The following is a 19507-nucleotide window of genomic DNA, read 5'->3' as shown; positions in this document are numbered from 1 at the left end:
ATCGTCGGCTTGCCGACGCAAGACGAACGCGGGCGCGCCATCTTGCGCGGATTAGCTAACGGAACTCTGCGAGAAAAGGATGCCGCGTGATTGCGCGCGACGGCGACTCAGGCTGTTACGCGGTCGCGGAAGGAAAGTAAAGCGTGAAGGTCGTCGAGCCGGCGCGGCTGACGACGTCGACTCGGCCACGATGCAACTCCATGATCGATCGCACGATGGCGAGGCCCAGCCCCATGTTCTTCGCCGACCCTTGCCGCGCCGGATTGATTCGATAAAAGCGGTCGAAGATCTTGCCGATATGCTCCGGCGGAATGGTGTGGCCGGTGTTCGTGACTTCGACGGCGACGTACTCGTCAGACCGGTAGGCGCGCAGCTCGACCTCCGATTCGGCGTCGGCATGCTCAAGCGCGTTCGATACGAGATTGCTCAGGGCGCGTCGAAGCATGGACGGATCGGCGCGAACCTGGATTGCACCGTCGATGGCGAAATGGATGCCCTTGTTCTCGGCCACTCCTTCAAAGTACGAGGCGAGCCTCGCGAATTCTTCATGGCAATCGAACACGCCCAGCCGAAGCAGTTCCTTTGAATGGTCCGCTCGCGCGAGGAACAGCATGGTCTCGATCATCCGTTGAAGGCGCTGGCATTCTTCGATATTCGAGTCGATGAGCGCCTCGTATTCCTCGGTGGATCGCTCACGCGAAAGAGTAATTTCCGACGCGCTGATCATGTTGGCGAGCGGAGTGCGCATATCGTGCGCCAGATCGGAGGAGAACTGCGAGAGTCGCGCAAATGCACGTTGAAGCCTGTCGAGCATGCGATTCACTGGACCCGCGATGTCACGGAGTTCGACGGGACCGCCCCGAATATCGAGGCGCTCGCCAAGATTGTGGGCCTCGATGCGCGAAATTCGTTGGCCGATGGTTTTGACCGGGGATAATCCCCGCTTGGCGATGGCGTAGCCAAGTAGACCCGTCAGCGCCGAGCCGCCGAGGATCACGAGCCATACATCGCCTTGGTACTCGCGAAGGACGGAGTAACGCGTTGCCGCTTCATGGGCGAGCAGCACGCGTATCGATTCACCTGAGCGCAACTTTTCGTCGCCGAATACGCAGCGCGAAGGTCCGAGGGACGGGGGGGAGCATGAATAAGGCTGCCGTTGTGCCGGATCGCCCGACCCGATCGAGCGCAAGCGCTGGTCCCGCCGGTCCGAGTCGGCCAATACCCTTCCTTGACCATCCAGTATGGCGAAAGAAATTGCCGGATGCGCGAGCAATTCCTCGCGAAACAGGCCGCTATTGATGCCGATCGCTTCCGCCGAGCCGTATCGGCGAGCTGTCGACAGAAACTCGTCGAGCTTGACCGAAATCTCGCTGTCATCGCGGTGCATGAGTTGGCTCGACAGCGAATGATAGAGAAGGCCGCCGGCCATCGAGAGCACCAATATGGCGACGATAGTAAAAGCGAGACTCAAACGCCTGAGCAGCGAGTACGCTCCGTCCGCGGCAGTCATGCTCGCTCTTCCATCACATAGCCCATGCCACGGACCGTATGGAGCAGTTTCTTCTCGAATGGGTTGTCGATCTTTGTGCGCAGACGTCGGACAGCCACCTCAACGACGTTCGTATCGCTGTCGAAGTTCATGTCCCAGACCTGTGACGTGACGATCGCGCGCGTGACCACTTCCCCCTGCCTCTCGGCGAGGAGCTTCACCAGCGTGAATTCCTGCGCGGTCAGGTCGATGCGAACGTTACCGCGCCGCACACGGCGCCTGAGGAGGTCGATTTCCATATCGCCGACGCGCAGCACGGTGTCGACCGATTGCGTCGGTCTGCGCAGCACCGCGCGAATCCGCGCAAGAAATTCGGAGTAGACGAAGGGTTTCGCAAGATAATCGTCTGCCCCCGCTTCAAGTCCGGCGACTTTGTCCTCGACCGCATCGCGCGCCGTCAAGAGGAGTACGGGTGTGCGTTTTTGCGCTCGCAAACGCCTGAGTACCTCAAACCCGTCGATGCCCGGGAGCATCACGTCGAGTACGATGAGATCGTAGTCTTCATGGAGCGCGAGGAACAAACCATCGTTGCCATCGTTAGATACATCGACAATGAAGCTTGCCTCCATCAGGCCTTTGCGAAGGTAGGAGGCCATCTTCTGTTCGTCCTCGACGATAAGAATACGCATGATGAAAACCCTTTCGCTTAGCAAGTCGTGTATCCAATCCAGATAGTACATTACGCAAATTGCGTCAGCGCAGCGCGTTGAGGCGAAGTCAATTGGGTCGCATACGATATGTCTGCACTGCCGAGTGCGTGATTGCGCAAGGCCTCTTGTTCCTCGCGACGGCGGCAGAATGATGGGCATATAACCTGTACGTCAACACTCCATCGCGCGTGCCGGAAAACTTCTTCGCCTGCCTGCCTGCCTGCCGACAGGCAGCGCTTTGCACCGTCCGAACTATTCGCTCCCGACCATACCGGATGCGATAAGAACTACCAGGTCAATTGCCAATACTCGAAACTCTGTTGGAATCGCCTCGGCAGTGCTGTTCGACACGACAGGCAGACGATTATAGAGAGACTTCCTTGCGCCAGGATGGACGGAAGATGACAAAGAAGTCATAAAGCGGGGCGTTTTTCCAGGGCTGGCTCAGGCGCAATGGCCGAGCACAACGCAGGGAAAGAGGCTGGGAAGATGCACGGAACAACTGGCGCCTCGATCCCGGCCTCGAAATCAAAACATGACGTCGATGTAATGCGAGCGTCAGGATCCCTCCATCTTCGCCCACGCAAAATAACTGTCACCTGCTCTCGTTGCGGCGAGGAAGGAGATCAGTGGTTCCGATTACTGATCGAAGCTGACCAAACCCACGTTTATGAGGTAATTCACGATGAAGCGACATTTGTATGCTGCCCTGGTGATTGGGCTGCTCGCACTCCCGACTGCCTCCTTCGCTCAGGACGCTGGCGTGTCACTGACGCATAAGGACGTACAGGCGGACCTGATCAGATTGGAACAGGCCGGCTACCGGCCGAGCAAACTGAAATATCCCGCTGATATCCAGACGGCAGAGGCCCGCCTCGACGCGCAGGACGTCACAGCATCGAGCAACAACGATGCGGGGGGCGTGTTGGATGGGGCTTCACAAATGAGTGCTCCCAAGACGAGCGTGGGTGCCCACTCGATTTACTCCCATCACTGATACTGGTCGCGGTGACGATCCGCACTGTCAGTGCCGGTCTCCTCTGGTCTACGTCAACCGGTTTGATTAAACATGCCGGGGACACGAGCCGGTAGTCGCGTCGGCGGTGGCTGGCAGCAGTGGTATTGATACCGAGCATAGCCGCAGCGATGAGGTCCGGCGTCGGCCGGCCGCGGGCGAGGGTCGAACCGACTGGCCACGTATTCCAGGCAGGAACTCCACGCCGACATCCGGAGCGACAATCGCTGAAGCGTCCAGCGTCGGCGACAGAGAAGAACCCACGGACCTCGCCTGCTACGATCACACGAAAGTGAAGACCTGTTCACGCGGCAGGCGCGACTTCGGTAGCTTGCCGTTGAAATCCTTGTCGCTGCGGCGCCCGAAAGCCGCCAGCACGACGCTCGTAAGCCCACGTTCGCGCAGCCCAAGCTCGAGGTCTAGTGCGCGCGAATCGAAGCCTTCCATCGGCGTCGCGTCGATGCCGAGCACGGCCGCGCTGACGAGCAGTCCACCCAGCGCGAGATACACTTGCTTCTCCATCCACTGGGGCATGTCGCGCAACTCGTAGCGATGCATGTCCACATACGAGCGTCGTGTCTTATCCTGCATGTCCTTCGCTCCGTCCATCTGGAACCTCCCGTCGTGAGCTTCCTGCTTGAGGATAGTGTCGAGGTGGCCCGCATCCATATCCGTGCGCATGCACAGTGCGATCACGTGCGAGGCGTTCATCACTTTCGGTTCGTTGTATGCGTAGGCGCCTTGCGTTGCCTTGGCCATGCGCTCGCGCCCCTCTGGTGTCGATGCGACGACAAAGTGAGAAGGCTGCGAGTTGACCGAAGAGGGACTGTAGTGAAGCGCGGCGAGCAGCGCATCGACCGATGCTTGCGGCAACGAATGACCCGGCTCAAATGCTTTCACAGTGCGACGGGTTTGCACGGCGTCAATCAAATTCATGGCGATATCTTCTTATGGAGATGACAGGTAATTGAAGCAGAAAGCCAACGGGTCACTCAAAACCCTTCGAGAACGATCTTGCCGAACGCGCGATTGCTTTCGATGAGCTCGTGCGCGCGCCGCAGGTTTGCGGCGTTGATCGCCCCGAAATGCGAGCCGAGTGTCGTACGCAGCGTGCCCGCATCGATCAGCGCGGCAATGCGCTCGAGGATCTCGTGCTGGCGGATCATATCCGGCGTTTCGAACAAAGACCGCGTGAACATGAGTTCCCAGTGCAGCGAGATTGCCTTCAACTTGAGCGGCGTCGCGTCGAGCGTTTTCGGATCGTCGATGACGCCAAGCTTGCCTTGCGGCGCGAGCACCTCGACGATCTGGGGATAGCGCTCCTCGGTATGGGTGAGGCTCGCGACATAGCGCACCTGTGCAACGCCGATCCGGCGCAGCTCTTCTTGCAGCGGGCGCGTGTGATCGATGACGTCGTGCGCCCCCAGATCGCGGACCCATTCTTGCGTTTGCGGTCGTGATGCCGTGGCGATCACGCGCAGCTTCGTCAGTTGCCGCGCGAGTTGAGTGAGAATCGAGCCGACGCCGCCGGCCGCGCCGATGATCAGGAGCGCATCGCCGTCACCCCCGTTCTCGGCGACGCAGAAGCGATCAAAGAGCAGCTCCCACGCCGTGACTGAAGTGAGCGGCAACGCGGCGGCATGCGCGTCATCGAGCGTGGTGGGTTGATGACCGGCGATGCGCTCGTCGACGACGCCGTACTCGGCGTAGGCGCCGGGGCAGGCGATGGAGCCGGCGTAAAACACGCGGTCGCCAACCTTGAAGAGCGTGACCGCCGCGCCGACGGCCTCGACCGTGCCGACGGCATCCCACCCAAGCAGGCGCGGCGTGTCACCGAGCATTCCCGCACGCACCTTGGTATCGACGGGATTCACGGCGATGGCGCGAATCTTCACGAGCAGATCGCGGGGCCCCGGCTCGGGCTTCGGCAAATCGGTTTCGTAGAGTGCACGCGGATCTTCGATCGGCAGGCCGGGCTGGTCGTAAACAATGGCTTTCATTTTGTGTTTCTGACGTGCTGTTCGAGAGCGAGCCGCGTGGGGCGGCCCGGAAATAGATGTGATGATGCGCCGCACAAGCCGTTCGAAAAACAGGGAAAATTGGGTAGAACTTTCACTAGAGGAATGAAAATGATCCGGTTCGACGACCTCGCGCTGTTCGTGCGCACTGCCGCGCTCGGCAGCTTCTCGAGGGCCGCCCGCGAAGCGGACCTGCTGCCAGGCCAGGTCAGCGCGGCAATTCAGAGGCTCGAACGGGAACTCGACATTCGTTTGTTCGCGCGCTCAACGCGCAGCCTGCGGCTTACTGCTCAAGGCGAGGAATATCTGCCGTACGCGAAGCAGGTGCTCGCGACATTGCAGGAGGGGCGGGAGTGTCTGCATAGCGCGGCGGATACGCTGCAGGGGCTTTTGCAAATCGCCGCGCCGTCGGATCTGGGCCGCAATGTTCTGCTGCCTTGGATCACTGCGTTTCGCGAGGCGCATCCGAAGCTGTCGGTGCGGCTCTTTCTGTCCGATCAACTGACCGACATGTTTCGCGATCCGGTCGAGATCGCCATCCGCTACGGCCGCGCCGACAACGCGAGCTATGTCGCGCTGCCGCTCGCGAGCGACAATCGGCGTGTGCTCGTCGCTTCGCCCGCCTATCTGCAACGGCATGGCCGGCCGCGCACGCTGGACGAACTGGCGGTGCACCAATGCCTGCTCTATGTTCTGGGCGGACGTGTCTACGACAAGTGGATGTTCCCCGTGGGGGACGAACTCCGCCAGGTCGCCGTGGTCGGGTCGCTCTTTTGCGACGACGCGGACGTGGCACGGCGCTGGGCGATCGAGGGCCACGGTATCGCATACAAGTCGTGGCTCGACGTGTGCGCAGACGTGCAGGCGGGCCGACTCGAGGTGCTGATGCCCGAGCAGCCCGGCGAGGCCGCACCGCTGAATCTGATCTGCGCGCATCGCAAGCAGTTCCTTCCCGCGATCCGGCAACTGCATGAAGTGCTGAAGGAGCGCGTCTCGGTGCTGGCAGCGCTGTTGCCGACGTATGGGGCTTAGTACGGACAGCCGTAGATGGAAGGAAACCGGCGGTATGCAGCCACGGCGCCCGCAATGGCACTGCAGGGCGCTTCGAGCCGGTCGGTCACCCGATTGCCATGGCCAACCACGGACTCGCCGCCGTTCGGCAGCACGCGGGCCAAATTGTCGTTTAGAGGAGTCGACCGGATCTGAGGCTGGGAATGCGGTCGGGAAACATAATGCGATGAAAAAAGCGGAAATCGAAAAACGCCCTATCACGGGCACGGCTGGCTACGACGTGATGGCATCTTACGCGAGCACCCCGCCAACGTGACGGAGCCGCCGCGCCGCACACGGGTTGTGCGGCGCGCAGCGGCATCACGGCGACAACTCGATCTAGTGTTGACTGGCGTCGAGGACGCTAAATGACGCAGACTCTGCGTCTCGCCGCGGCCGAATGAAAAGGATCGTGACAAGCAGGGCCGCCACGCAGAAGCCGGCCAACGCGAGGAGTCCGTCTGCATAGCTATCGGACGACGTCTTGAACAGTCCCACGAGATAGGGGCCGGCGAAACCGCCCAGGTTGCCGATCGAGTTGATGAAGGCGATCCCGCCAGCAACGGCTGGGCCGCGCAAATATGAAGCCGGCAATGTCCAGAACGGACCCTTGCAACCAAAGATGCCGATTGCCGCGACGCTCAACGCCACGATAGACCAGATGGACGCCCCCAGGATACTGGCGCCGACCAACCCCGCGGCGGCCAGTACCATCGTGCCGGCGAGAAACCATCGGCGTTCGTTGAATCGATCCGACAGGTTGCCGATTACCAGCATGCCCAGGCAACCGGCGATATACGGTATCGACGTGATCAGGCCAACCGCGACGGTGCTGTAGCCTTGCTGCTTGATGATCTGCGGTAAGAAAAACGACAACCCGAGGTTCGCACCCGTTGCGCAGAAATAGATGAAGGCAAGCAGGATGACGGACGGGTTCAGCAAAGCCTTGCCCAACGCGGAGATTTTGCCGCTGGTGCCTGGCGCGGCGTCATCGGCGGCGAGTTCGCGCTTCAGCCAGTCTCGCTCCTGGTCAGTCAGCCAGCGTGCCCGATCCGGGCTGTCCGTCAGCAGTCCCAGCGCCACGAACGCGCCGAGCAAGGCAGGCAAGCCTTCAATGATGAATAGCCATTGCCAGCCCTTGAGGCCTAATGCGCCATTGATCCCGAGAACCAGTATCGAGAGCGGCGCACCCACGGCGATCGAAACCGGGATGGAAAGCATGAAAGCCGAAATGATGCGCGCCCGATAACGCACGGGAAACCAGTAGGTCAGGTACAGGATCACGCCGGGGAAAAAGCCTGCCTCGGCCACACCGAGCAGGAACCGGAGCACGATAAAGCTGACGGGCCCGGTCACGAGCGCCATCGCGCACGCCAGAACGCCCCAGGTAAAAAGAATGCGGGCGATCCATTTTCGTGCGCCCACTCGCGCCATCAGCATGTTGCTCGGGATTTCGAAAATGAAGTACCCGAAAAAGAAGATGCCTGCGCCCCAACCGAACAGGTACGGCGTGAGGCCGATATCCCGGTTCATCGTGAGGGCGGCGAATCCCACGTTGATGCGGTCGATGAACGAGATGACATACAGGACCATCAGAAGCGGAATCACACGCCAGAAAATCTTGCGTATGACCGTCTTTTCGCTGAGCTTTTGCATAGTATCCAAGGACGCGATCGTCGAAATGCCAGCTGCGCGCCGGCATGTTATTCAAGTTGCTTGCTCGCTGGCGAGGCGCCGTCTCCCGACAGGAAACCTGGAACCAGCCGCTAGTGAACGACCTCCCATTCTGTTGCCGGGATATCCGTTGCGCTCACGCTGTGCCGCAAACCGTTGCTTACGGCCTGAGCCGTCAAGAATGCAAAATCATGGCAAATCACCCGAGGTCCAGGTCATGCCGCGGCGCGTTCGCAGGCGGGAGCACGACTGCACTGACAGTGCTCCTTTCGTCGATGCCGATGAGTTAGAACCGGGTCGCAGCCAAGCGATTCAAGGCCATATCGGGCACGGCCGGTCCGTGACGCGGCGCCGCGGTATTCGCCTCGCGTGTCGCGCTGTCGCCCTTAACCTTGAATACCGCCACTGCATGTCGCAGGAGCTGAGCCTGCTCAGCCATCATCTGCGCAGTGGCGGTGGCTTCTTCGACTAGCGCGGCATTTTGTTGCGTCACGTGATCCATTTGACTGACCGCCTGATTGACCTGACCGATACCCGTGCTCTGCTCGGCCGACGCAGCCGAAATTTCGCTCATGATTGCCGTCACGCGGCTAACTGAGGCGACAACCTCTTCGATGGTGCTACCCGCTTCTTCGACAAGTTTTGATCCCGCATCGACCCGACTGACCGACTCGCTGATCAACTGCTTTATTTCCTTGGCGGCCGTCGCACTACGTTGTGCGAGGGCCCGGACTTCACCGGCCACGACGGCAAAGCCGCGACCCTGCTCGCCGGCTCGCGCCGCTTCGACGGCAGCATTGAGCGCGAGAATATTGGTCTGGAACGCAATGCCTTCAATCACGGTAATGATCTCGGCGACCTGCGCCGAACTGCCGGAGATCCCGCGCATTGTCTCGACGACCCGGCCGACGACTTCGCCGCCGCGTTGTGCGACGCGCGATGCGGTGTCGGCAATCGACGTTGCCTGGCGGGCGTTCTCAGCGTTGTGCTGAACCGCGCCGGTCAGCTGCTCCATGCTCGAAGCCGTTTGCTCCAGCGACGCGGCCTGTTCTTCCGTGCGCTGGGACAGGTCGGTGGTGCCCGCCGCAATCTGATTGGTCGCCGTTGCGATCGCGTCGGTAGACACGATGATCTTGCCGATTGTCGACGTGAGCTGTTCTTGCATCTGCTTCATGGAGTACAGCATGCTTGAACGGTCAGTCGGCGCCGTCACGACCGTCGCGCTTAGGTCGCCGCTAGCGATCTGGGTAGCGATCCGGGCGGCCAGTGACGGCTCCCCACCCAGACTCCGGCGTACACTGCGGCTGATAAGCAGCATCGCCGCTGAAACCACCGAGCCGATGCCGAGCACGATCAACAGGTATTCCAGCAACTTCTCGTAGAACGAGTCGGAAACGTCCGTCAAATAGAGGCCCGAATCGATATACCAGTCCCAGGGCTTGAACTGTTTCACGAACGCAAGCTTCGTCTCATATTTGTACCCTGAGCCGTTCGGAACGCGCCCTACGAATTCGGCATAGCCTTCGCCGTTGGTCTGCGCAGCCCGGACCTGTTCAACGAACAGCAACTTACCGTCGGGATCTTTGGCTTGGCTCACATCCTTGTTGAGCAGATCCGGGAGGGTGGGGTGCATGAGCACGGTCGGATGTGAGTCGAGGATAAAGACATAACCCCCTTTGCCGTAGCGCATCGCTTTCAACCGTGCCATTGCCTGTTTCTTTGCTTCGTCGACGGTAATCTCGTGGCGATCCGCTTGCGCGGCCAGGTCGCTGACGATTGCCGAAGCCGTTTCGACGACGCTTCGGATCGTGGCTTTACGTTCGGCGAGCATGGTCGAACGGGACTCGATCACTGCGCTGCCTGCGAGAAGCAGAAGACCCACCCACATGACGGCAAGTGCAGCCCATAACTTTGCGTTCAAACTCAGGCGACTCACTATCAATTCCTCCCCGGTGGCATGATTGAAACGAATGAACTCTGTCGGATGCCTGAGTAGTTTCCCAAGCATTCCCTAAGTGCTATCGGTCGAAGCTGGGTCATTCTTTAGACAAATCGCGCAATTTTATTTGCGTCTCGTTCAATCGCTGAAGACGGCATCGTTGGCTTACAATATGTAACTAGGATGCCTAATCAAAACATCATTTATTGCCTGGATGTCGGGTCGCATCTCGCGGGCCCTGTGAGCGCGAAAGTGCCGGTTCCGCGCGGCCAGGCGGCATTCCAGCCTACTGGATCTCTTGCAGTCGCCGAGTCTGCCGTCTCACCAGACGGTCGATGTCCGCGATGTCCGCTTCAGACAGTTTGGGGCCGGGTTTGCGCAGCGCGGCCGATGCGATCACACCGCGTTGCGCCATGAGGTATTTCCTGACTGCCAGGCCGATATTCGATTGTTGTTCATAGCGCGCGAGCGGCAAATAGGCATCGAAAATGTCATGTGCTTTTTCGATATCTCCGCTTGCATGCGCATGACAGACATCCACCATCATTTCCGGATATGCAAAACCGGTCATTGCACCGTCCGCGCCGCGCGTGAGCTCTTCAGGAAGGAACAGGCCGCCGCCGTTGCCCGTCAAGATCGACACGCGTTTCAGATCGCCTTTGTCGCTGGCCGCCCTGAGCGCCGACAGTTTGGCCAGACCGGGTGAATCTTCGTGCTTGAGCATCACACAGGCCGGGGAGTTCTTCAGCACGCGCAGCACCACGGAAGTGGACATCTGCACGCCCGTAGATACCGGATGGTCCTGCAGCACCCACGGACAGTCCGCGCCGAGTGTCGTGTTGACCATGTCGAAGTAAGCGACGATCTGGTCGTCGGTGCGCAGCGTCGGAGCGGGCGCGACCATGACACCGGAGGCGCCCAAATCCATCACGCTGGTACTCAGCTCGCGCATCGGCGCGAAGCCCGCCGCCGACGCGCCGACAATCACGGGCACGCGGCCCGCCACGCGCGCCAGTACGCGCTTGACGAAGGTGCGCGATTCTTCAGCGGTGAGTTTCGTCGCTTCCCCAAGGATGCCGAGAATCGTCAAACCTGTTGCTCTGGACTCCAGATAAAAGTCGACCATGCGATCGGTGCTGGCAAGATCGAGTTCACCGCTTTCGGTGAACGGGGTCACAGCGATCACAAACACGCCTTTGGCATCGGCGTTCAACACGTTGCTCATATGCGACTCTCAATTTTATGGAGCTGTGGCGCAGAGGATGGCGGCGTCACAGTCCTTCTCGTTGCGCGATTTCAGCTTCATAACGCGCTTTGGTCTCGGCGTTCGGCGGATAAAGTCCGGGCAGAGGAGCACCGTTCTTCACTTGTCGCACAGCCCATTCTTCAAAGCGCTCCTTGCGCGCGGCGAGCTCGACCACTTCGTCGAGCAGCGCGGCGGGGATCAGCACGGCGCCGTCTGCATCGGCGACCACGACATCGTTTGGAAATACGGCGACTCCGCCGCATGCAATCGGCTCTTGCCAGTTGACAAAGGTCAGCGCCGCGACGGAGGCGGGCGCGGCAGTGCCGCGACACCAGACCGGCAGGCCCGTGTCGATCACGCCCACCAGGTCGCGAACGACGCCGTCCGTGATAAGTGCGCTGACACCGCGTTTTTGCATCCGCGCGCACAGAATGTCGCCGAAAATCCCTGCGTCGGTGACACCCATGGCATCCACGACGGCGATGCACCCCGCGGGCATGGCTTCGATTGCTGTGCGCGTCGAGACGGGCGAAGCCCAGGCGGCCGGTGTGGCGAGATCTTCGCGTGCAGGGACGAAGCGCAGCGTAAAAGCGCGTCCGGCCTGACGCGTCCGATTGCCCGCAAGCGGTGCTGGCCCACGCATCCAGACGTTCCGAAGCCCTTTTTCCAGTAGGACCGTCGACAGGGTAGCCGTGGTAATGCCGACGAGCGCGTGCGCGATGTCGGGATGCAGTTGAAGTGTCTCGGTGGTCATAAGCAAGGTTCCGTGAACTAATTCGTCAAACGCTGGTTATCAGCCCGCCGTCGATGCGAACCACCGAGCCGGTGACATAGGCCGCCTGCACGCTCGCGAGGAAGGTGACCACAGCTGCGTACTCTTTCGGATCGCCGTAGCGCCCGACTGGAATCGACGCCACGCTTTCGCTGCTGACCTCGGCGACGCTGCGGCCTTCACGCTTTGCTTTCTGCTCGTCGAGGAAAGTGATGCGCGGCGTCGCGATGCGGCCTGGCAGGACGATGTTGGCCGTGATGCCGTCGCGGCCGACTTCGCGCGCGAGTGTCTTCGACCAGCCCACGAGGGACATCCGCAACGCATTCGAGATGCCGAGCCCCGGGATCGGGGAGACGACGCCGGACGACGTGCTGGTGATCACCCGCCCCCATTTGCGCGCGCGCATGCCGGGCAACACCCGGTCCGTGATAGCGATGACCGACAACACCATCGACTCGAAGCTCCTGGTCCATAGATCGACAGACTGTCCGGCAGCGGGCGTCGGCGGAGGACCACCGGTGTTGTTGACCAGGATGTCGACGCCACCCAACGCGTCTTCGATTGCCTGTATCCGGCGGTCTATTACGCTAAGGTCCGACAGATCCCACTGCAGCGGCAGCGCGGCAGAGCCGGTTGCACGAATATCCGTCACGGTTTGCACCAGCGCATCTTCGTTGATATCGGCAACGACGACTTTCGCGCCCTCGGCAGCGAGCGTTCGCGCAATGCCGCCGCCCAATCCGCCTGCCGCGCCAAACACTAGCGCTGTCTTTCCTGCAATTCCAAAATCCACGTTTCGAACTCCATAAGTGTGTGCCGTTTTCACGCCGACAGCGAGCAGACGCGCTAGTATAGGCAGCCAGAACTTCGATACCAAACGCATAAATTTCTGTCTAAGCATAGAAAATATCGATATATGATTCGCTATCTCCGAACCTTCGTCGTCGCTGCGGAAACGGAATCCTTTTCCGCGGCGGCCAATCGCCTGAGGCTCACCCAATCCGCAGTAAGCACACAGATCCGGCGACTCGAAGACGAGTTGGGCTACGCGTTGTTCACCCGCACCGGCAGATCGGTCACGCTCAGTGACGAAGGGGCAGACGTGCTCGAGCAGGCAGCGCGTATTCTCGAATCGTTCGAAGGATTGAAGCTGCGCAATCAGACCGGCGTAGATAGGGGCGCAATGAGTCTCGGGGTGATCGCCACTGTGCAGAACAGCTTCCTGCCGGCAGCGCTGCTGCGTTTCCGGCGCGAACAGCCCGTCGCGCATCTCAACATCGCCCCCGGCACATCGCTTCAATTGCTGACGTGGGTCGATTCGCACGAGCTGGATATGGCCGTCATGATCAAACCTCGCCTCGGCCTGACTTCCGACCTGAAATGGATCCCGCTGATGGAGGAGCGCTATGTCGGCGTGGCACCCGTGGACTGGCCGAGCGATCTGGGTGACCTGTTTCGCGAGCGGCCCTTTATCCGCTATGACCGCCGTTCTCACGGCGGCCACCTCGTTGACCGCTTTCTCAAGGAGCACGGCTTATGGACAAGGGACAGCATCGAAGTGGATGAACCCGCGGTCATTCTGAAGATGGTCAGCCAGGGACTGGGCTGTTCGATCATTCCCGGCGAACTGGTACCGGTGAGCGACACACCGGGGATCAAGGTTCTACAGTTGCCGGGCCGTCCGCTTGTCCGGGAAGTTGGGATTCTGGTCCGGCTTTCGGCCAAGAGCAGGCCGTCAACAACGATGCTCATTGAGAGTCTTGCGGCCGAAGCGCGCAACTTTCAGCGGCGGTAGCGCGGTCGGCAGCCTTTGCTGTCGCGCCTCGAGTCATCCGCTGGCCAGTCATGCGTGTCCGGCCTGGATTGGTATCGCGGACACCGGCGCTCGCAAGCACAGACGGCTCACAGGAGAGCGGTCTGGCTGGTGTGTCGAACCTCGTGTCGAAGAATGAAATCGTGGCCAACTACTAAACGGCTTCGCCAGGAATCTGCTTGCACATCCCGCTTCGTAACTGGCGCATGACAGTAGGCTCACGGCGTCTCTCCGTACGACGCGCAATACAGAACGATTTGGTCCCACACCAGGTCCCAGCCAAAGCAGCAACTCGCTCATCGAAGCGGCGAATCGGATCGCGTGAACGTTGCATTGCCAATGCAGTCGTATGCGAAACAGCCGCCGCAATTTTCGCATCTGGCCTGACCTGTCGTGTCATCGGTCGCGGCGTTACAAACGTTGAATGATGATGGTATCGACCGCGGTCGATGAGACCCTGCCATTTTCATTACATTCAACCTCAAAGTAACTTCCCTCGTGATTACGATCCCAATGCCATCTTCTTTCGTTTTCATTAAAAGGATCGGAGCGCTCGCCGCGCTGAGCGGTATCCTGGCCGTGGCGAATTGTGCGAATGCCGCTGATAACGTGATCGTTCTCGATTCAGGTGAATCGCAACTGACGCTGATCGACGAGGCCACGCATAAGGTTATCGGCACGGAGCCGACCGGCAAGGAACCGCACCATCTGATGATCACGCCCGACGGCCGCTCGCTGATCGTTGCCGATTCGGTGTCGAATAACCTGATGTTTCTCGACCCGCATAGCGGCAAGGTGCAGCGTACTGCGCAGGACATCGAAGACCCGTATCAACTTGGCTTCTCTCCTGATCACAAGTGGTTTGTCACGGCTGCGCTGCGCATGGACCGTGTCGACATCTACCGCTATGACGGCACGAATATGGCGCTGGTCAAGCATATTGAACTGGCGAAGACTCCTAGCCACATGACGTTCGCTTCGGACAACCGCACCGTGTTCGTCACGTTGCAGGATTCCGGCGAACTCGCGGCGATCGATCTGCTGACCCAGAAAGTGCTTTGGAAAATGCACGTGGGCGATGAACCCGCAGGTCTGTGGATGACCCCCGGCGACCGCTACCTGCTGGTCGGCATGACCGGCGAAGACGACGTGACCGTGGTGGACTGGCACAGGCAGCAGGTCGTCAAGAAGATCCACACGGGCCGTGGCGCGCACAATTTCCGCAACCTCGATGACGGCAAGCATGTGGTGGTCTCCAATCGCGTCGAAAGCACCATCAGCATCATCGACTACACCACGCTCACCAATACCGGCGATATCACGGGCCTGATGCCTGGGCCCGACGACATGGAACTAACGCCCGACAAGCGCTATCTATGGGTGGGGTTCCGATTCGCGAAGCACGTGGGCATCATCGATCTGACCACCCGCAAGCTGATCGACACTATTGCGGTGGGCCGCTCTCCGCACGGCATCTATTTCGACAATCGCGCGCCGGTCGTGTCGCCCAATCCGGACTAAGCTGGGCGAGTCGTCTAGAACTTGCCGTTACATGAGCAGCGGCAGAACCGAAAAACATGAGGATTCCGATGTTTCATGAAATCGTCGCACAACTCGACAATATGGTGTCCGCGCTGCAGACGCTGTTATATGTCGATGTCGTGCAGCCGTTCTTCTATCGCTTCGGCTTGATGGGTTACGATGAAGACACTTATGACGCGCTGTACTGGGTGATCATCGGCGTGCTGGAAATCGTCGTGACGTATCTCGCGTTACGGCCGCTCGAAGCGCTGCGCCCCATCGAGCTATGGCCGGATCGCAGGGCGCTGCGCGCCGACGTGATCTACACGTGGATCACCAAGCTCGGCATCATCAATATTGCGTTCTTTTTCATGCTGCAGCCTCTGTTCGATCACTGGCAGAGTCTGATCGCGATCTACGGCATACCGAACATCGATATCGACAACCTCTGGCCAGGCGTGACGGATCAGCCAGTCGTATCGTTCCTGATCTACCTGGTCGTGCTCGATTTCGCCGGCTACTGGTATCACCGCTGGCAGCATCGTTTCGGAGTGTGGTGGGAACTGCATGCGGTGCATCACAGCCAGCAGCAGATGTCGTTGTGGGCCGATGACCGCAATCACTTTCTCGACGACATCATCCAGATAGCGTTCTTTGCGGCGATCTCGCTGTTTATCGGCGTGCAGCCGAACCAGTTCGTGGTACTGGTCGCAGTCAGCAACTTCATGCAGAGTATCCAGCACGTCAATGCACGACTGCCGTATGGCTGGCTGCTCGAGCGCATCATCGTCAGCCCGATCTTTCACCGTCGCCACCATGCGGTGGGCTACGGCCATGAAGGCAGCGCTTACGGTTGCAATTTCGGTGTGCTATTTCCGTGGTGGGATATGTTGTTCCGCACCGCTTCATGGAACCCCGTCGTCGAGCCGACCGGCATCCGCGACCAACTCCCCGCGCCGCATGGTCCGGGACGTTCGTATGGCAATGGATTGATCGCGCAGCAGTGGCACGCATTCGGCAGAATTGCGAAGCGTTTGCGCGGGCAAAGAAATTACGCGGCTGGTGCCGTGGAGTGAGTGCAGCCGGCGTAGCGCACCTTGTTGTTGCGGTCGTACGGAACCGCGCAGCATGTTTGCGACTCGGCTAAAGAAGAGAGGCGGCCCCGCGATGCTGGCCCAGGGCGCAAATGTGACTGTGTCCATAACGGGAATCATGGGCAAAGTGAGCGGATTCGTCTCCGCCAGGAGTCCTTCCCGGAGCAGTCCACACTGTCTCGGGACCGACCCCGGAAGGCCGCCACATGGGCCTTTCGGGGTTTTTTCTTTTGCCGGACCTTCCCGCCCTGTCCCACTGAATGGCAAGCAGAAGTATGGGTAGAAAGGAGGCAGTCATGAGCACGACTTCACGCTCCATCCACCGTCTTTCCGCGCTCGGCGTCGCGCGTCTGAAGAAGCCTGGTTATTACTGCGATGGCGGCGGACTGTACCTTCAGGTATCCCCGGCGCGCACGCGCTCGTGGGTCTACCGCTTCAGGCGGGCCGGCCGGCTGCGCGAAATGGGCCTGGGCCCGTTGCTCACGGTGACGCTGACCGATGCGCGCGCGCGTGCTGCACTATGCAGGAAGCTGGTTCTCGACGGCGTCGATCCCATTGAGGCTCGCCAGAAGGAGCGTGCGCAGCAGCGCGTGCTTGAGGCCCGGACGAAGACATTCGACGAATGCACGACAGCCTTCATCAAGGCGAACCGCGTCGGTTGGAAAAACGAAAAGCATGTGACGCAATGGGAGAACACGCTGGCCACCTATGCTTCACCGGTCATCGGGCACCTTCCCGTGCGTGACATCGACACGGGGCTGATCGTCAGCGTCCTCGATCCGATCTGGCAGACCAAGCCCGAGACCGCAAGTCGTGTGCGGGGGCGTGTCGAGTCGGTACTGGACTGGGCAACGGCGCACCGGTACAGGGAAGGGGAGAACCCGGCGCGCTGGAAAGGGCATCTGGACAAGATCCTGCCCGCGCGCACGAAGGTACGCAAGGCCCGGCATCATGCGTTGCCCTACGGCGAAGCATCCGCATTCATGAATGCCCTGAAGGAGCAGGACGGTCTCGCGGCACGTGCGCTGGAGCTGCTGATTCTCACCGCGACCAGGACCAATGAAGTGATCGGTGTAGTGCGCAGCGAATTCGACCTTGAGCGGGCCATGTGGACGATTCCCGCAGAACGGATGAAGGCCGAACGTCCACATCGGGTTCCACTGTCTGCATCAGCCCTCGTACGCGTGCGTACGCTGCTTGACGGGGCGGAAGGCGATCTGGTCTTTCCCGGTGCGAAGAAGGGCAAACCACTGTCCAACATGGCGATGCTCCCGTGCTTCGGCGCATGAAACGAGACGACCTCACGGTACATGGCTTTCGTTCGACCTTCCGCGACTGGGCGGCAGAATGTACGACGTACCCCAACGAAATGGCCGAGATGGCGCTCGCGCATGCTGTGGACGACAAGGTTGAGGCCGCGTATCGTCGCGGGGACATGTTCCAGCGACGCAGACAGATGATGGACGACTGGGCGATGTACTGCGCGAGGAAGGCAAAAGCGGCCTGATGTTGTGCGGGTCGCCGCCCTGCTGTGGCGAAGCGGCGCGGGAGGGTCGCACAGGCCGTGCGTCTGCTCCGGGTGGATTTTGTCCGCCTGGGCCCGGGAGTTACATCGCCGCAAATCGCAAGGTTTTGCTCCCTGCCGGCTTTGTCGGAGCAAGGTTTAACCGATCGTCACCGGACGTGGGAACAGCAGGGAATTCGGGGGACGTCGTTTTCGGACGATGACTCCGGATTCGGGCAATTTTCTTCCGCACAGCGCGTTTGCGACACCGTCAGCAGGAAGCTAGATTGGTGACATCTGGGGCGATCCGGGCGTAGTCAGGAGGACTTAGCGATGGCTGAACAGATTGTTGAACGCGCAGGCGCGAAAGCGCGCCTGATTCGCCTTCGCGAGGTACGTACCCGCGTTGGTCTCGGTGCAAGCACCGTCTACCGCTATCTGGCAGCAGGGAAGTTCCCACGGCCGGTGGCGATCGGTGGCGGCAGGGTTGCGTGGCTTGAAAGCGAGATTGATGCGTGGATTGCCAGTTGCTTGGAAGCCGCGCGGCGCGAGCCGGGATGATGCAGCTCATTCTGTCGCTGCGAGTACGACCTTGTTACCCTGGCATCACGTTGTACCCGTGCTTCGTAACGCTAGTGCAGTGTTCCATTCTGTCTGGCACTCAAGCGGCTGTTGGCACGAGTGACCTTCTGCAGGATATCGTGAGCGCTCCTGGTCCAGATGGACGGCTTGGGGTTGGTGTTGTGATGTACGACGTACTCATCGATGGCAGCGACGAGTTCGGGTACGCTGACGACCACACCTAGATGCAACCGCTCGGTGGTGATGTCACGCAAGAACCGCTCGACCATGTTCAGCCACGACGCCGAAGTGGGCATGAAGCCACTCGATGTGGGTATGGTGCTGCTGGCACTGGCCGATGACCTGGCCGTCCAGCGCGTTGAGCGCGGCAAACAGCGTGGTCGTGCCATTGCGCCTGTAGTCATGAGTCGTGGCGGCCGCGCGCCCGTTCAGCACAGTGGTGGTCTCCTGCCGGGTTCGCCTTCCCCAGCTCCGGACGTCGTCGATGCGTTGGGGAAAATGGAAGGCGACGTGCGCGATGCCGAGATCGGGGATCATGAGACGGGCTGGACGTCATCCTGCTGATAAAGAGCGGGCGCGCCGCGCGCCTCCAGCAGTGCGGTGCCGACAAAACCGCTGATCCCGTAGCCCCACAGCAGCACGCGGTGCGTTCGGCAACAGGCGGCGCGGCCGAGCATCTGTACGAGGCGTACGATGGATTCGGCGGCGCCGAGATGAATGCAATGTTCATGCTGCGCACCTGTGTCCGGCCGGCCGAGCAGGTCGGATACTGCAGCCGTGAGCGACGGAATGCCTGGGTGCCCGATAACTTCGTCAATATCCTCGTGACAAAGACCGTGTCGCGCGAGCAGAGACTCGATCATCGATAGCAGGGCGAATGTCCGACCATCGGGGGTTCCGCCTGCACGGCGACAGATGTCAACGGGAACGTGCCGGGCTGCCGCATCGAGCAACTGCAGGCCACCTGTTCCGTGGTCGGTCCTTTCGACGAGCAGTGCACCTGCGGCGTCACCATGCACGATGCCAGGTCCGCATAGTCTGGAAAACGGTGGGTACCACTTCTCGGCCGCGGCGACCAGT

General features: G+C 60.4%; 16 protein-coding genes and 2 pseudogenes. 7 read left to right on the top strand and 11 right to left on the bottom strand.

What is annotated here, in order from left to right:
* Positions 1 to 115 precede the first annotated feature (115 nt).
* Both ACZ9H4_RS33210 and ACZ9H4_RS33205 read right to left on the bottom strand, forming a co-directional pair.
* Positions 116 to 1510 (bottom strand): heavy metal sensor histidine kinase, encoded by a 1395-nt coding sequence (locus ACZ9H4_RS33210; RefSeq protein WP_476122497.1) that lies wholly within the window; start codon positions 1508 to 1510, stop codon positions 116 to 118.
* Positions 1507 to 2178, bottom strand: coding sequence for a heavy metal response regulator transcription factor (locus tag ACZ9H4_RS33205; protein WP_408144612.1), 672 nt, complete (start codon positions 2176 to 2178; stop codon positions 1507 to 1509). Before ACZ9H4_RS33205 ends, ACZ9H4_RS33210 begins: the two co-directional genes overlap by 4 nt.
* 706 nt (positions 2179 to 2884) lie before the next feature.
* Here ACZ9H4_RS33205 and ACZ9H4_RS33200 point away from each other — a divergent pair.
* Positions 2885 to 3196 carry a DUF4148 domain-containing protein gene (locus tag ACZ9H4_RS33200; RefSeq protein ID WP_408144610.1) on the top strand — a complete coding sequence of 104 codons (312 nt, stop codon included), beginning with the start codon at positions 2885 to 2887 and terminating at the stop codon, positions 3194 to 3196.
* A 300-nt stretch (positions 3197 to 3496) separates the two neighbouring features.
* Here ACZ9H4_RS33200 and nfsB read toward each other — a convergent pair whose 3' ends face one another.
* Together nfsB and ACZ9H4_RS33190 are read right to left on the bottom strand one after the other, a co-directional pair.
* Positions 3497 to 4150: an oxygen-insensitive NAD(P)H nitroreductase gene (gene nfsB / locus ACZ9H4_RS33195; protein ID WP_476122496.1), complete on the bottom strand. Its 654-nt coding sequence runs from the start codon at positions 4148 to 4150 to the stop codon at positions 3497 to 3499.
* Between the two features lie 56 nt (positions 4151 to 4206).
* Complete coding sequence (locus ACZ9H4_RS33190) at positions 4207 to 5214, bottom strand: zinc-binding alcohol dehydrogenase family protein (protein WP_408144606.1); 1008 nt, start codon at positions 5212 to 5214, stop codon at positions 4207 to 4209.
* 129 nt (positions 5215 to 5343) lie between these two features.
* On the opposite strand from ACZ9H4_RS33190, the gene ACZ9H4_RS33185 reads away from it, so the two are divergent.
* Complete coding sequence (locus ACZ9H4_RS33185; protein ID WP_476122495.1) at positions 5344 to 6264, top strand: LysR family transcriptional regulator; 921 nt, start codon at positions 5344 to 5346, stop codon at positions 6262 to 6264.
* A 357-nt stretch (positions 6265 to 6621) separates the two neighbouring features.
* Here ACZ9H4_RS33185 and ACZ9H4_RS33180 read toward each other — a convergent pair whose 3' ends face one another.
* From ACZ9H4_RS33180 to ACZ9H4_RS33160, 5 genes are all read right to left on the bottom strand, one after another.
* Positions 6622 to 7938 (bottom strand): MFS transporter, encoded by a 1317-nt coding sequence (locus ACZ9H4_RS33180; RefSeq protein WP_476122494.1) that lies wholly within the window; start codon positions 7936 to 7938, stop codon positions 6622 to 6624.
* A 304-nt stretch (positions 7939 to 8242) separates the two neighbouring features.
* On the bottom strand, positions 8243 to 9892 hold the full coding sequence (locus tag ACZ9H4_RS33175; RefSeq protein WP_408144770.1) for a methyl-accepting chemotaxis protein: 1650 nt from the start codon (positions 9890 to 9892) through the stop codon (positions 8243 to 8245).
* Positions 9893 to 10181: 289 nt separating this feature from the next.
* A complete protein-coding gene (locus ACZ9H4_RS33170; protein WP_408144602.1) occupies positions 10182 to 11120 on the bottom strand; it encodes a dihydrodipicolinate synthase family protein in 939 nt (312 codons plus the stop codon).
* 46 nt (positions 11121 to 11166) lie between these two features.
* On the bottom strand, positions 11167 to 11895 hold the full coding sequence (locus ACZ9H4_RS33165) for a ribonuclease activity regulator RraA (protein WP_408144600.1): 729 nt from the start codon (positions 11893 to 11895) through the stop codon (positions 11167 to 11169).
* Between the two features lie 25 nt (positions 11896 to 11920).
* Positions 11921 to 12706 (bottom strand): SDR family oxidoreductase, encoded by a 786-nt coding sequence (locus ACZ9H4_RS33160; protein ID WP_408324828.1) that lies wholly within the window; start codon positions 12704 to 12706, stop codon positions 11921 to 11923.
* A gap of 123 nt (positions 12707 to 12829) precedes the next feature.
* Between ACZ9H4_RS33160 and ACZ9H4_RS33155 the strand changes: the two genes are divergently transcribed.
* From ACZ9H4_RS33155 to ACZ9H4_RS33135, 5 genes and pseudogenes are all read left to right on the top strand, one after another.
* Positions 12830 to 13708, top strand: coding sequence for a LysR family transcriptional regulator (locus ACZ9H4_RS33155; RefSeq protein WP_408144596.1), 879 nt, complete (start codon positions 12830 to 12832; stop codon positions 13706 to 13708).
* A gap of 531 nt (positions 13709 to 14239) precedes the next feature.
* Positions 14240 to 15247, top strand: a complete 1008-nt coding sequence (locus ACZ9H4_RS33150; RefSeq protein WP_476122493.1) for a YVTN family beta-propeller repeat protein — start codon at positions 14240 to 14242, stop codon at positions 15245 to 15247.
* Between the two features lie 68 nt (positions 15248 to 15315).
* Positions 15316 to 16323 (top strand): sterol desaturase family protein, encoded by a 1008-nt coding sequence (locus tag ACZ9H4_RS33145; RefSeq protein ID WP_408144592.1) that lies wholly within the window; start codon positions 15316 to 15318, stop codon positions 16321 to 16323.
* A 314-nt stretch (positions 16324 to 16637) separates the two neighbouring features.
* A pseudogene (locus ACZ9H4_RS33140) lies at positions 16638 to 17848 on the top strand (tyrosine-type recombinase/integrase).
* Between the two features lie 330 nt (positions 17849 to 18178).
* Positions 18179 to 18406 carry a helix-turn-helix transcriptional regulator gene (locus ACZ9H4_RS33135; protein WP_408324670.1) on the top strand — a complete coding sequence of 76 codons (228 nt, stop codon included), beginning with the start codon at positions 18179 to 18181 and terminating at the stop codon, positions 18404 to 18406.
* 71 nt (positions 18407 to 18477) lie between these two features.
* Here the strand turns inward: ACZ9H4_RS33135 and ACZ9H4_RS33130 are convergent.
* Positions 18478 to 18853, bottom strand: a pseudogene (locus tag ACZ9H4_RS33130) (IS630 family transposase); the annotation flags it as partial.
* Positions 18854 to 18960: 107 nt separating this feature from the next.
* Positions 18961 to 19446, bottom strand: coding sequence for a beta-ketoacyl-[acyl-carrier-protein] synthase family protein (locus ACZ9H4_RS33125; RefSeq protein WP_408324668.1), 486 nt, complete (start codon positions 19444 to 19446; stop codon positions 18961 to 18963).
* Positions 19447 to 19507 lie beyond the last annotated feature (61 nt).

It is taken from the genome of Paraburkholderia sp. TE9906, from assembly GCF_056279605.1.
Note: the sequence above shows the minus strand (reverse complement) of the source record. Positions and strands in the feature narration are given on the sequence as shown.